Origin of the sequence: Candidatus Aegiribacteria sp. (assembly GCA_021108005.1) — a bacterium.
Classification (GTDB): domain Bacteria; phylum Fermentibacterota; class Fermentibacteria; order Fermentibacterales; family JCC-6; genus Aegiribacteria.
Genome location: JAIORS010000221.1, coordinates 1 through 13635 on the forward strand (window position 1 = coordinate 1; position 13635 = coordinate 13635).

Below are 13635 nucleotides of genomic sequence, written 5' to 3' on the forward strand. Positions count from 1 at the left end.
TCTTCGGCCAGATGTGGAACAGGTGGCTTGAACTGGGTCTGATCGATTTCGCGGTAATCATGAACTACACCGAATCCGACTCCCAGTATGTGATATGGGGTGAAGAACAGGTCGAGCTGGCAGGTAACAACACGATTCTCTGCGGAATAGGAGAACGGTCTGCTTCTTCGGAACTCTCGATGGAGGAGACTCTCCGCCAGATAGAGCTTGCGCAGGATATTGGGTTCGGCGGGTGCGTTATATACCATCTTTGTGAGGCGGTTATAGAGAGACTGAAAGGTCCTGCGACGCCGATCCAGGCAGCCGATCCAGCAGAAACCGAGGATTTATGATTTCAGTGCTGGCTACTATGATTATCGCTTACGCAGCGGTTCCCACAGGCCCTGCAGGTACGATTATGGTGGAGGTCGAGTCATCGCCACTTGAAATTCTTCCAGCTTCGTTTGAAGATATTTCAATTATCAGGGGCAACAAAGGAGACAAGGTTCTTATAATTGTTGCGGATTGTATTGCCGATCCTCTGGCAGCTTCTCTCGCACAGTTTCAGAGCGATATCGCGTCGGATGGATGGACTGTCGAGATGCATATCATGGGCGGCGGTACTGTTGAAGACATAAAAACCCTTCTTCGGAGTACACCTGATCTTGATGGTGCTGTTCTTGTTGGATTTCTGCCGTGCGCATGGTACGAAGAGGATGCATGGGCTCCCGAGGAATTCCCCTGTGAGCTGTTCCTCATGGATCTTGACGGCATATGGACTGACTCCGATCTTGATGGGCTTTACGACAGTCACAGCGGTGATGTTGCTCCGGAGATATGGGTTGGCAGGATAGATGCCCACACCGCATACGGACCCGAGCTGCTTCTACTCGCCGCGTACTTCGCCAGGAACCACATTTACAGAACCGGATCGATGGGATTGAATTCAGAAGCGCTGGCTTTCAATGATGATGACTGGAATCACTATACGGATTGCGGACTTGATGGCATTTACGGATCATCAAATGTCACCGTTATCAATTCTTCCAGCCAGACAACAGCGGAGAGCTACCTTCTCAATCTCGGCCAGGGCTACGAATTCGTACATCTTATGGCCCATTCATGTCCCTGGGGCCATACTTTCAAAGTGTCTGGAGGAATGGCGGGTACCGTGATGGCACCGGAAATAGCCCAGGTGAATCCCCATACCGCGTTCCTGCAGCTGTTCAGCTGCTCAAACGCGAGGTGGGTGGAGGAGGGATGTCTGGGAAACTGGTATCTTTACGGTACCGATTACGGACTGCTGATTTCAGGTTCTGCGAAAACGGGTTCTATGCTTGATTTTGAGGAATTCTACAGCCCCCTTGCTGCGGGACTGACCTTTGGAGAAGCCTTCAGGGAGTGGTGGAATTACGAGGCGCAGGGAGGATTTTCCCCCAATGAGAGAGCATGGTTCTACGGCAACGCGCTGCTCGGAGACCCTACTTTGAAACCCCTGTCGAGCGATATGAGGAATGAAGCTCATCTGGCAGTTGGACCGCTGTATTCCGAATACGATCAGGTTTCATCCAGTGGATACTCTGACTGTTTTCCAGATGTAGCTTCCAACAACGGTACACCCCGGCGTACCGTTGCGGTATGGCTTTCCGGGGAGAACGGGAGGCTGGATATTGCTGCCCGGCTGTACGAAGAGGGATCGGGCTGGGGTCCGGTTAGTTACGTTGATGAAGACGAATACTGGGATGTCGGAGTCTCAGCCTGTTATCACGATACATCCCCCTGGATAGCATGGAGTGATTTTGAGTTATCTACCTACAGTTACAGGATAAAGACCGCATGCGGTGAGAATTTTTCCCAGGTTGAAGTGCAGGTAGACCAGGAAGGATACCAGATGAGCCCGCGCCTGGCTTCAACAGGTACCAGGCTCTGGCTTGCCTGGCTGGATTGGGATGCAACAGGCGGCGCGGTCATGCTGAAAAGCATTGATGGTGAATTTCCCGCTGCTCAGATGAGTCCCATTGGGAAATGGTGCCAGAATCCCGAACTTATCGTTGATGATTCGGGAACCGTTCATCTCGTATGGGAGGAGCGATCCTCCTCAGGCAGCAGGATAATGTGGTGCTGTGGTGATCTGTCCGGTTTCAGTTCTCCCGTTGAAGTATCCTCGGGTGAATTATGCCATTCCCCCAGTCTCGATACCGACTGGTCAACCTCAGTAGCCTGTTTGTTATGGATAGACGAAGCAGGTGCGGCTTCGATCAAACTGAGAATGTGGGAAGGGACCGGATGGGGGAACGAGGAGTCTGTCTGTACAACTTCAACTCGCATATGTGGAGCTTTTCTGAGCGGATTGCCCGAGCCTCTGGGAACGGGTGTCATCTGGCAGGACGGATGCGGTGCCTCAGCAAAGATAATGGGTTATCCTCTGGGAGGTTCCGAGCCGCTGGAACTTTGCCCTTCCGCAGGCCCGGCATGGTCTCCCGTTTCGACTTCGAGCGATCTGTTCTGGGCCGGTAACGAAGGCGATGGATGGGAAATATATACTCGTGATCTCTCCGGCCTTGGTATTGACAGACAAGGATTTGCAGGAATGGCGCAATTGCCGTGCATAGTTGAGAATCCGGTCAGGGAAAGCATGATTATCTCTCTATCGGAGAACAGTCCCGCCTTCGAATCTGCTGTCTGTATCTACGATCTTGCCGGAAGAATTGTCTTCAGCCGGCATGTAGCCATCCACGCGGGAGTCGAAACACGGCTGAATTGTTCGATGCTGCCTGCTGGTGTTTACATGATCAGTTTCCGGGAGGGAACGACGCCCGTCAGATTCGTGCTTTTGAAATAGGGATATCCGGAGCTTTTCAAACTCTCCTGAGGAAGAACAGATAAGTATTCTCAGTTTTCGTGATTCACATATTCAGGACACAATCTATGAGATACCGGGTAGCAACGCGGCTTCTGATTCGAACTGGCCCTTGAACTCCTCCTCGATTATGCGTACACTCATAGTTGAAGAATCAGGGAGGGTTTTATGCTTGCTCGCACAAGAAGCCTGGCCGTTTACGGAATAGACTCCTATCCAGTAGAAATCGAAGCTGACATGTCCATGGGGCTTCCAACCTTCACCATTGTAGGCCTTCCGGATAACGCTGTGCGGGAATCCCGTCAGCGGATCAAGTCCGCGATAGCAAATCTGGGGTTCAAGCTCCCGGGGAAGAAGATAACAATCAACATGGCTCCCGCAGGCAGAAAGAAGGAGGGGCCCGGGTTCGATCTGCCAATCGCGATAAGCATTCTCGCCGCTTCCGGGATAATCCCGAAAGAGGCTATTGAAGACATCTATTTTGTTGGCGAACTCGCGCTTGATGGCGCTCTCCGGCCGGTTCGCGGCGTTCTATCCATGGCCGATCGCTCAAGAAGAAAAAGCCATTCAGGTCTTGTGGTTCCGCTCTCCAATTCGGGTGAGGCAGCGGTTGCGGCGGGTCAGAATGTTTTCCCGGCGGAAAACCTCGGGAGTGTGATTGACTTTTTGCTTAATAAAATAACTATTGAGCCTGCAAGCTACTCTCCCGTGCCTGTCAGAACCTGTGGAAAGCCCGAACCGGATTTCAGGGACGTAAGGGGTCAGGAGTTAGCCAAGAGGGCTCTTGAAGTGGCAGCCGCAGGCGGACACAACATACTCATGATAGGTCCCCCCGGATCCGGAAAAACCATGCTTGCGCGAAGGCTTCCTTCCATTCTTCCGCCCCTTCTTCCCGAAGAAGCTATTGAAACCACCAAGATTCACAGTGTCGCCGGCCTTCTGGAACCGGGAAACGCCCTTCTTGAAATCCGTCCCTTTCGCTCGCCGCACCATACGGTTTCGGATGCGGGACTTATAGGAGGAGGGGCAATACCAGGGCCGGGTGAGGTCAGCCTTGCCCATAACGGAGTGCTTTTTCTCGATGAACTGCCGGAATTCAGAAGGAACGTTCTGGAAGTTCTCAGGCAGCCGCTTGAGGACGGCACAGTCACGATAACAAGGGCGGCAATGACCATGACGTTTCCAGCTGATTTCACACTGATCGCGGCAATGAATCCCTGTCCATGCGGGTACTTTACCGATCCGGGTCATTCGTGCAACTGTACCGGCCCACAGATACAGCGGTACCTTAACAGAATTTCCGGGCCTTTGATGGACAGAATCGACATTCATATCGATGTTGCTCCTGTTGCGTACCGCGACCTTTCATGCAGCCTTCCCACAGGTGAATGCTCTTCCGATATCAGAAAGCGGGTGATTGAAGCGAGAAAGCGCCAGGCGGAACGGTTCCACGGAATAAGTGGTCTTTACTGCAACGCCGGCATGAATTCCCCACTGGTTAGGAAATACTGCGAACTCGACGAAGAAGTCAGAAAACTTCTGAAATCCGCGATGGAACTGTATGGCTTCTCCGCGAGGGCTTACGACCGGATAGTCAAGGTTTCAAGAACTATCGCTGACCTGGCGGATTCCCCCAATATAAAACCTGAGTATATAGCCGAAGCCGTACAGTACCGTTCCATGACCGGACAGATATACCCCTGAAATATCTGCTGACGGGAAGGGATTACGTTGAATCCCATTCTTGATTTCACGCTGAACGATTGTGTCTAACATGGCATGTTAGAGTGCTGTTTATGAATGAGTTGCGTTCGGACTGAAATGCTTTTATGAATTCAACGGAGTATTTGAAGACAATCATTCAGGGAGAAAGAACATGACGAGTAAGTATATATTGGCTCTTACGGTTCTGAGTGCCTCAGTGTCATTGGCCGAAGTGGTCTGGACTGAAGGCTTTGAGGATGGAGACATCAGCGACTGGACAATTACCGGTACTGCTAACTGGGCTCTCTATGACAATGAATTCCAGGCTCATACAGGTGACTTCAGCCTGGAGTACAACTGGCATTCACCATGGCCGCATGACACCAGGGCCGTTACGCCTTCATTTACCTTGCCGGTATCAGGGAAAGTTGATTTTACCTGGTGGTGGAGTGGAAGTTACAATTACTTTGTCCAGGTGGATAACGGAGACGCGTTTACCGAAGTCAGAGATATCAACGGCGGTGACTGGATCGTACTCTGGAGTGAAAACGATGCAGGTATCTATACCGGTTTTGAGTGGTACGAGCAGACAGAAACCCTTGATGCTTCATGGTCAGGCAAGACAGTTCAGTTCGCTTTCCATATCGTTGCCTCTGATGCTCACTACTGGTATATCGATGATCTTGAATTGAGCTTCACCACGACCGCTCTTCAGAACACTACCTGGGGCAGGATTAAGGCCAGCATATAGTTTCCGTGAGAGGAACATGGAACCTGGCTGGAATAGCATATCCTCTAATCACGCATGCTGTCGATGATGGGCGATTGATATGAAACGATTTGCCGTACTCACACTGAACTGGAACGGTTTGGATGTGCTTCCGGGAATGATTGAATCTCTTGCGCATCCCGTCGAAAAACTCGGCGGAGAGCTGATTGTTTTCGATAACGGTTCAAAGGATGGTTCGGAAAGAATTGCAGCTGAAACCTGGGGGAATAAGGACTGGTTCAGTCTTATCCGAGCTCCGGAGAATCTGGGCTTTGCGGGAGGCGCCAACGAAGCAATAAAAGACATTGATGCCGAGATAATAGTTTTAGCGAATTCCGATACAGTTTTTCTCCCGGGGAGTCTTGAGGTTCTGCTGGAAGCTGTTGAAAAGTATCCGGATGCTGGAATTATCGGTCCCCGTCTGCTATGGCCCGACGGTACTCTTCAACGTTCTATCAGAGACTTTCCATTTCCCGGACGACTGATCGCTGAACACCTGCCGATAATTAGAAAATCCTCATCTTCGAATCTGTCTCACAATACGACCCGGAGAGTGGACTGGCTGGTAGGCGCGGTGATGGTTTTCCGGAAACAGCTTTTCATGAAAGCAAAGGGATTTGACCAGGATTTTTTCTTCTACCACGAAGAGACAGAGCTTCAATATCGAATGTTTCTAATGGGGCATTCTTCAGTATTCGTGCCTGAGGCACAGGTGATTCATGTCGAGGGTGCGTCGGCCAGAAAAATGTTTGGTAGGGAAACGTACCTTGAATATATTCAGGCAAAGCTGAAATTCCTCGAGAAACATGGATATACAGGATCCATGGCTCTATTCAGACTATTCATGGGTTTGCTTATAGGGTACAGGCTTACAGCCGGATTTTTTTACCCCGCTTTATCCCGGAGGGATATTCGATACACAGCGTCCTACTGCCGGAGAGCTTTTCATGAGCTTTTCATGTACAGAAGGCTGGTAAAATATGCGGGTTGCATTATGAACATCCTGTACCGCTGAAAGGCTGATTTACCCGTGAAAAGCGAATTTCTCAGAATACTTCTGGTTTTTCCAGAAACGCGGTATCCATCGGGACAGCCTCCGCTGGGGCTTGGAATGCTCGCTGCGATATCGAAGAACCTGGACCGTCAGGTTGAGGTGTTCGACATGTCCTTCAGGAGTCGTCCCTTTAAGGATCTGACGACTGAACTTGCCAGATTCCAGCCGGATACAGTGGGTATATCCATAATGACTCCCCAACTTGCGGATGCCTGCAGAGTGGCCGACCTCGTGCGTGAATACATGCCGGAGGCTCTTATCGTCGCAGGTGGACCTCATGCCACAGTTCTACCGGATGATACTATCAGGAGAACCGGAGCTGACCTGGTCTATTCCGGAGAAGCGGAGATAGCCTGGAAAGCTCTTCTGAGTGGTGAGGAACCCTCCAACATTCAAGGCATGACAATGATAAAGGACGGAGAAATCCTCACAATCCCCGGGTTGTTGCTTACCGAAGACCTTGACACACTTCCGCTTCCCGACAGATCCGTTTTTGATATGGAAAAATATTTCGCTTCATGGTACTCCATGGACAGGGTTAACCCCGGGCTTAGGGGAACATCAGTAATGGCCACAAGAGGCTGTCCGTTCAAGTGCACTTTCTGCCAGCCCACGCTGAGCGAGATATTCGGCAGGAAAATCAGGAGACGTTCCCCGGAATCAATAATCGGGGAACTGGAATCGCTCATTGATAATTACGGTATTGACGCTTTTATGTTCGAGGATTCCACTTTCATACTCGATGCCGGGTGGGTCGGAAGCATCTGCAAATTGATGATAGAACGGGAACTGAACCTTAGGTGGTGCTGTAATGTGAGGGCTGACCTGCTGACAGAGGATCTTCTCGATATAATGATAGAAGCAGGACTGTCGAAGATAAACATGGGGGTTGAATCCGCATCCCAGAGGGTACTGGATGAGATCTACGAGAAAGGAATAACCGTTGAGGGGGTCAGAAGAGCCCTGCGCATGGCGAAAGAGAGAGGTGTTTACGTTCAGGGTTACTTCATGCTTGGAGCCCCGGGTGAATCGCGCGAGGAGATGAAGAAGACAATCCGGTTTGCCTCACGGGAACCGTTTGACGATGCTTTGTTCGATATAACAACCCCTTTTCCCCATACCGAACTCTGGGAAAGAACGAAGGGGCTGATCAGAAAGGATTTCGAGGATTTTGACTGTTTTCACAGTTCGGTTTACGAACTTGAAGGGTTCAAACCGGATGAGATAGAGAAAATTAAGAAGAAAGCCTTCTGGAGGTTCTATCTTCATCCTACCAGAATTCTGCAAACGCTGAAGACGGTTCTGGGCCATGGAAACCTTAAAAGAACACTGATTAAGATCAGGAGAGTCTAGGAGTATGTCCGATAATGTGCATTGAGCAGAAGAGCCTCGCAGCTTAGATAGAATGCTCGAAGATTTGAGGAGAATACTGGATGTATTTGACGATAAGCTCCTAGTACTGATTGCTTCGAATTCTTTTATGAAATTCGGTAATTCTTTTGTCTTGATGATTCTATATATTACTGTGAATTACAGTAGACAGGGAGAAAACCATAACTGACGGAACGACTGAAATGAAAACTGTTATCAAGGTTAACGGTCTTACGAGGAAATTTGGGGATTTTACGGCTGTTGACAGAATAGACTTTGAGGTTGCCGGCGGAGAAATATTCGGTTTTTTGGGCCCCAACGGCGCTGGTAAAACTACTACCGTCCGAATGCTGACCGGTGTTATTGAGCCAACCAGTGGTTCCGCAATGATACAGGACCACGATATCAGGAAAGAATCGATACTCTCAAGAGAGCATATAGCGGTGGTTCCCGAGCAGGCCAACGTATATCTTGACCTTTCGGTCTGGAGAAACCTCATGCTCATGGCTGAGCTTTACGGGATTCCCAAAGACAGGCGAATAAAGGAAGGGGAAAGACTTCTGAAAGCCCTGGGGCTGTTGAATAAAAAAGACAGCAAAGCCCGCGAGCTGTCAAAGGGTCTTAAGCAGAGGCTAATGCTTTGCGCAGCACTTATTACTGATCCCGAAGTGCTTTTTCTGGACGAGCCTACAAGCGGCCTTGATGTTCAGAGCGCAAGGCTTATAAGGAAAATTGTCAGGGAGTTGAACGACAAGGGTCTTACGGTTTTTCTAACTACGCATAACATGATTGAGGCAGGTGATATCTGTTCCAGGGTAGCGATAATCAATAACGGACGCATAGCGGCGATTGATACACCCGAGAAACTCAGATCGATGGTCAGCAAACGTCATTATGTTGAAGCGGTATTTAAAGACCAGGCACCACCTTTTGAAAAGCTGGAATCCCTTCCTGGCGTTATCAGGCTGGAATCGGATCAGAATACTCTCAGATTGTATACTGCAACTCCGGGAAGCGTGGCCACTGACCTCGCTGTCTTGACAACAGAGCTGAAGCTGGAAATCGATCAGCTGAATACCCGAAAACCCAGTCTTGAAGACGTGTTCCTTTACTACATCGGGGACGGAGATGAAGAATGAGCACCTCATCTGATCAATACACCTGGCGAAGGCAGCCGCACGGTTCTCTGATAATTCTGAAAAAGAACGTGCTTCTTTATTACCTGAAACCTCCGGTTCTTATCTTCGGGGTTCTATTCCCGGTGTTTTTCTTCCTCGCTTTTAAAATGGGCAGGTCAGTTTCTCCCGGTGGTGTTGTTCCCGGAATGGTTGCCATGGCGCTCTGGTTTACCGCCACCGCGATAGGCCCCCTGGTTACCCCGTGGGAGCGACGGGCGAAAACCTACGAGCGGCTGATATCCAGCCCCCTCTCTCTTCGCTCCATACTTGCGGGGGACGTTCTGAGCGGTTTCGTTTTCGGCTGCATGATTTCAGTAATACCGGTGATTCTTGGATTGCTTCTTACCGATGCCGTAATTGCGAATCTGCCCCTTCTTATTGGCGGTATTTTGATGGGAGCATTGAGTTTTTCTTCACTTGGCGTTCTTCTCTCCGCGCCCCCCGCGGCAAGTCCATCGAACATCATGCTTCTTTCGAGCCTTGTTCGGCTTCCGCTTCTCTTCGTAAGCGGGATATTTGTTCCCATCGGGCAGATGCCCGGGTGGGCTGCATGGGTGGCGCCACTGTCCCCGTTATCTTACACAAGCTCCCTGATAAGGGCGGCTTACGGAAGTGTTCCCTATTTTCCGGTCTGGATGTGTTTTCTCATGCTGTTTGTTTTTACATCTGTTCTTTTCATCGCTTCGTGCCTGTTCCATAACATGTACCGGGCAAAGGGATTGTGATAAATACCTGATTTATCAGGCGGTTCCCGACCTGATTCTCTCGACGATAAGTGAAACTCCGTAAGCGAAAGCGGCAACAAGTATAATAACAGCTCCGGGGGGCAGATTCAGAATCCATGCGAGGGAAAGACCTGCCAGATTGAATACCGCTGCCAGAATGGAAGCGAATATCATCATCTTCCACAGACTGCCGGTATACATCTCGGCGATGGCGGCGGGAATAGACAGCATAGCTATTACCATTATAAGACCTGTTATCTTCATTAGAAGAACCGCTGTCAGAGCGGTCAGTATCAGAAATAACCCCCTGATGAGTTTAGTTGGTACTCCCTGGAGCATGCTGAATTCCTGATCGAATGAAACCGCAAGGAATTCTTTGTACAATCCTGTGATTACAAGAAGAATCACGATGTCAAGTACAATCGCATAAGAAATATCGGAAGCTGAAACCGCGAGCAGGCTTCCGAAGAGCCAGCTCATGAGGTCCGCCGAATAGGTTCCGGAAATTTTTATGAAAATCAGCCCTGCTGCCATGCCTGTTGCCCACATCGCGGCCATAGCTGTATCGGTTTTTGCCTTTTTTCCCGACGAAACAGCCGCTATTCCGATTGCGGATACCGCGGCGAAACCTGTTGCTCCCATCAATGGATCGAAACCCAGCAGGTACGCAAGGCCCAGGCCTCCGAAAGAGGCGTGGGCGATGCTTCCGGCAAGGGCTGACATTCGATTGACTGTAACAAGGGTGCCGATTATGCCGCAGGCTATGGATCCAAGGAGTGACGCGATTACCGCATGCTGCATGAATGTATAGCCCAGCGCGTCGATCATGGTGTCGTTTCCTTTTTCTTCCCCAGTACTCTGTGGGGGATTCCACCGTGAGAAATAAGTTCGAAGGGACAACCGTAAGCTTTTGCCACCGATTCAGATGACAGTTGCTCCCCATGACTTATCAGGTTTCTGTTAATACATGCGATATTTTTAACATGGGCCGATACGGCGCCTACATCGTGTGTGACAAGCACGATGGTTATAGTACTGTTCAATTTGGCAAGGAGATTGAAAAAGCTTTCCTGCGTGTGATGATCAACACTGGCTACAGGTTCATCAAGCAGGAGTATCTGCGGGTTGCCCGAAAGAGCCCTGGCTATGAGTACCCGCTGCTTCTGGCCACCTGAGAGTGAGTTTATTTCATCATCGGCAAGATCTCCAATATCCAATTTCTCAAGATTCATTTCAGCTATTTCCCTGTCCCTGATGCTGAATCTTCCGAACAGGCCTGAATTTTTCAGCCTTCCCATGAGAACAACATCCATGACAGTAATGGGAAACGATTCGTCAGGAATAACCTGGGGTACATAACCTATTCTGGTGCGGGATTTTTCCGGGGGTACGCCGAGAACAGATACGCTTCCTTCCCAGGGTACCAGCAGACCCAGAATAACCTTGAGGAGTGTTGTTTTCCCGCCGCCGTTGGGTCCGATGACAGCGAGGAAATCGTCCTTTGGGACGGTAAGATCGATATTATGGATAATGGGGTTATCCCTGCGGTAACCTGCTGTAATACCCTTAAGTTCGATTACTGTGTTCAATCAGATTCCTCAGTTCCCGAAAGGTGTTCCGCTACATTGTGGAGATTGCTGTTCCAATCTTCCGCGAGCGGATCTATGTAAGTTACATCGGCATCGATCTCCGCAGCGATAGCCTCGGCTGAAGAGGTACTGAATTCAGGGGAGACGAAAACCGTTCTTATGCCGTTCTCTCTGGCGTAATCGACAAGAAGAGCCATCTCACTCGGTGATGGTTCGCTGCCGGCTGTTTCAATAGGTATCTGAACAAGGCCGAATTCATCGGCGAAATAGCCCCAGGCGGGATGAAAAACTATGAAACTCCTGGAGGATGATGAATCGATTAATTCGTGAATTCTGTTCTGAAGAGAATCTATCTCAAGATTGAAACTCTCCAGATTCGCCATGTATTCATCCGCCCGGGAGCTGTCAAGCAGGGACAGCTCATCAGCGATTACCGCTGCCTGGCTTCGGACCAGTTCCGGCGACAGCCATACGTGCGGATCTGGAGAACCGCCGGATTCCGATAATGTCTCGTAGCCGGTAACGGTGTATCGGTCGATTGGAAGTCTTACGATGTTTTCGATAGTGCTTTTGACGTTCAGATCAGGGCTGGAGCCTGTGAACCTTGGAAGCCATGGTGTTTCAAAAGGAACTCCAACCGTGAACCATACATCTACATTGCTCATCCTTCTCATATCCGATGGGGATGGTTCGTACGTGGCAGGATTTGCGCCCGGCGGCACGACCACGAACACGTTAAGCGAATCTCCTGTTATCCTTTCAACGAAATATCTCTGCGGGAGAATGCTTACAGCCAGTGACAAATTGTTTTCATCTTCAGAAATCCCTCCGGTGCAGCCAACCGGAAGGAGCATGAGAGAGAGGACGGAAGCTGACATGATTAATCTTTTGAACATTCGTGACACGTTCCTTCCAGATAGAAATTCCGGGAGCAACAGTAACGAGGAATTCCTTCAATCCTCCGTTATCGCAAATCAATTGCAACAGTATATACTGCGGACAGTGTGACAGCAAGCCTGTCTTTACCCATATTCATCCTTCGGGAGGTGAAAGTGGTATTATCGGTTAAAGTAATCAAAAGCAATTTGTTAAAAGCAAGAGAACTTGTAGAAGATTCCCTCGAATTATGCGGAGAAAGCGGCCGTGAAGTCAAAATAATGGCCGTCACAAAAACTCACCCTGTTGATGTTGCGAGTAAAGCGATAAAGGCAGGCATTACGCTGCTTGGCGAGAACCGCGTGAGTGAGGGGGGGCGCAAGATAAATGCCCTGGGTAAGGATTCAGCTGAATTCCATATGATAGGACCAATACATACAGGAGAGGTTCGTCAGGCCGCACGGGATTTTCACTGGATCGATTCCGTTGGCAGAATGAAAATCGCCCGGGAGATCGCGCGAAGAACAGTTTTAAAAGGTCTTGAACAGCCGGGCATCCTGATCGAGGTTAATACATCAGGAGAAGAATCCAAGCATGGTTTCAGTCCCGATTATCATCTGCTGGAAGATGTTCTGGGAGAGATCGGTGGAATCGGTTTGCGTATATCAGGGTTAATGACAGTAGGACCTCTTGGAGCAAGCGAATTGGATACATCGGAAGCCTTCGCTCTTCTTAGAATCCTGAGAGACCGTTTGAAGGACAATTGCGATTACGATTTATCCGAGCTATCCATGGGAATGAGTGATGATTTCCAGCTTGCGGTTAAAGAGGGGGCTACAACAGTTCGACTTGGAAGGTACCTGTTCGGTCCCAGAGAGACCCGTTGAAGTAGAATTGACTTCGGATGAACCGTATATATTATTCTTTAAATGTGTATGCAGAAAAAGGGGGGTTAGTTTCCCTGATATTGTCAGACATGGAAATGGAGAATCATCGTGCGTATTACACCCCTTGATATAAGAAGACAGAATTTTCGCAAAACCATGAGAGGTTACGATGCCGACGAGGTGGAAGCATTTCTCGAAATGGTTGCTTCAGCCTGGGAAGAACTGGTCGAGAACCTTGAAAATGCTGAAAAGGAACTGACCGTTCTAAGAGCCAGAGCATCGGATTTCGACCGGATGGAAGGCGCGGTAAGAGATGTGCTCGTGCAGCAGCAGCAGAGCGCGGCGCAGGCAAGGAAAGAAGCCGATAAGGAAGCTGAACTTATAATCATGGATGCCGAGGTAAAGGCATCCAACCTTATTTCCGAAGCCCGTGAACGGGTTCAGGTGCTGACTGAAACCATACGTGAGCTGCAGGATAGAAGGTTATCGGTGCTGTCGCAGATCAGGTCTTTTGTTGACTCACAAAGGAGAATACTGGATATCGAGGAGGAAAGGATAAAATCCGAAATGATACCTGATGAGGAAAAACTTCCCGGAGAAGAGAACGGTGACTCTCCAATACTGGAACTTACGGAGTTGTAAT

Annotated in this window: 13 protein-coding genes; 10 read left to right on the forward strand and 3 right to left on the reverse strand. The window is 49.6% G+C overall.

Going from position 1 to position 13635, the window contains the following annotated elements; genetic code table 11:
• The 8 genes from K8S15_14170 to K8S15_14205 all read left to right on the forward strand — a co-directional run.
• Nucleotides 1–332, forward strand: a 332-nt coding sequence (locus K8S15_14170) for a hypothetical protein (GenBank protein MCD4777179.1), incomplete at its 5' end; no start/stop codon positions are given.
• Nucleotides 329–2821: a T9SS type A sorting domain-containing protein gene (locus K8S15_14175; GenBank protein MCD4777180.1), complete on the forward strand. Its 2493-nt coding sequence runs from the start codon at nucleotides 329–331 to the stop codon at nucleotides 2819–2821. The genes K8S15_14170 and K8S15_14175, both read left to right, overlap by 4 nt.
• Nucleotides 2822–3007: 186 nt before the next feature.
• Nucleotides 3008–4543, forward strand: coding sequence for a YifB family Mg chelatase-like AAA ATPase (locus K8S15_14180; protein MCD4777181.1), 1536 nt, complete (start codon nucleotides 3008–3010; stop codon nucleotides 4541–4543).
• Nucleotides 4544–4715: 172 nt separating this feature from the next.
• Entirely contained in the window at nucleotides 4716–5294 is a 579-nt protein-coding gene (locus K8S15_14185) for a hypothetical protein (protein ID MCD4777182.1), read from the forward strand.
• Nucleotides 5295–5373: 79 nt separating this feature from the next.
• Entirely contained in the window at nucleotides 5374–6327 is a 954-nt protein-coding gene (locus K8S15_14190) for a glycosyltransferase family 2 protein (protein MCD4777183.1), read from the forward strand.
• Between the two features lie 15 nt (nucleotides 6328–6342).
• On the forward strand, nucleotides 6343–7719 hold the full coding sequence (locus K8S15_14195) for a B12-binding domain-containing radical SAM protein (protein MCD4777184.1): 1377 nt from the start codon (nucleotides 6343–6345) through the stop codon (nucleotides 7717–7719).
• Nucleotides 7720–7940: 221 nt separating this feature from the next.
• A complete protein-coding gene (locus K8S15_14200; protein ID MCD4777185.1) occupies nucleotides 7941–8876 on the forward strand; it encodes an ATP-binding cassette domain-containing protein in 936 nt (311 codons plus the stop codon).
• Entirely contained in the window at nucleotides 8873–9640 is a 768-nt protein-coding gene (locus tag K8S15_14205) for an ABC transporter permease (GenBank protein ID MCD4777186.1), read from the forward strand. The genes K8S15_14200 and K8S15_14205 overlap by 4 nt, the downstream gene beginning before the upstream one ends.
• Nucleotides 9641–9655: 15 nt before the next feature.
• Here K8S15_14205 and K8S15_14210 read toward each other — a convergent pair whose 3' ends face one another.
• From K8S15_14210 to K8S15_14220, 3 genes are read right to left on the reverse strand one after another with little or no spacing between them, the layout of a single operon-like run.
• A complete protein-coding gene (locus K8S15_14210) occupies nucleotides 9656–10468 on the reverse strand; it encodes a metal ABC transporter permease (protein ID MCD4777187.1) in 813 nt (270 codons plus the stop codon).
• The gene (locus K8S15_14215) at nucleotides 10465–11229 is read right to left on the reverse strand and encodes a metal ABC transporter ATP-binding protein (protein MCD4777188.1); all 765 of its coding nucleotides are present in this window, start codon (nucleotides 11227–11229) and stop codon (nucleotides 10465–10467) included. Before K8S15_14215 ends, K8S15_14210 begins: the two co-directional genes overlap by 4 nt.
• Nucleotides 11226–12125 carry a zinc ABC transporter substrate-binding protein gene (locus K8S15_14220; GenBank protein ID MCD4777189.1) on the reverse strand — a complete coding sequence of 300 codons (900 nt, stop codon included), beginning with the start codon at nucleotides 12123–12125 and terminating at the stop codon, nucleotides 11226–11228. Before K8S15_14220 ends, K8S15_14215 begins: the two co-directional genes overlap by 4 nt.
• Before the next feature lie 156 nt (nucleotides 12126–12281).
• Here K8S15_14220 and K8S15_14225 point away from each other — a divergent pair, with 156 nt between their 5' ends.
• A complete protein-coding gene (locus tag K8S15_14225; GenBank protein ID MCD4777190.1) occupies nucleotides 12282–12992 on the forward strand; it encodes a YggS family pyridoxal phosphate-dependent enzyme in 711 nt (236 codons plus the stop codon).
• A gap of 108 nt (nucleotides 12993–13100) precedes the next feature.
• Nucleotides 13101–13634 (forward strand): DivIVA domain-containing protein, encoded by a 534-nt coding sequence (locus K8S15_14230; protein MCD4777191.1) that lies wholly within the window; start codon nucleotides 13101–13103, stop codon nucleotides 13632–13634.
• The last annotated feature ends 1 nt before the right edge of the window (nucleotide 13635 follow it).

Bases quoted from the DNA above. Each gene is read 5' to 3' on its own strand.
- K8S15_14175 (MCD4777180.1), top strand. From the start codon at position 329: ATGATTTCAGTGCTGGCTACTATGATTATCGCTTACGCAGCGGTTCCC.
- K8S15_14180 (MCD4777181.1), top strand. From the start codon at position 3,008: ATGCTTGCTCGCACAAGAAGCCTGGCCGTTTACGGAATAGACTCCTAT.
- K8S15_14185 (MCD4777182.1), top strand. From the start codon at position 4,716: ATGACGAGTAAGTATATATTGGCTCTTACGGTTCTGAGTGCCTCAGTG.
- K8S15_14190 (MCD4777183.1), top strand. From the start codon at position 5,374: ATGAAACGATTTGCCGTACTCACACTGAACTGGAACGGTTTGGATGTG.
- K8S15_14200 (MCD4777185.1), top strand. From the start codon at position 7,941: ATGAAAACTGTTATCAAGGTTAACGGTCTTACGAGGAAATTTGGGGAT.
- K8S15_14205 (MCD4777186.1), top strand. From the start codon at position 8,873: ATGAGCACCTCATCTGATCAATACACCTGGCGAAGGCAGCCGCACGGT.
- K8S15_14210 (MCD4777187.1), bottom strand. From the start codon at position 10,468: ATGATCGACGCGCTGGGCTATACATTCATGCAGCATGCGGTAATCGCG.
- K8S15_14220 (MCD4777189.1), bottom strand. From the start codon at position 12,125: ATGTTCAAAAGATTAATCATGTCAGCTTCCGTCCTCTCTCTCATGCTC.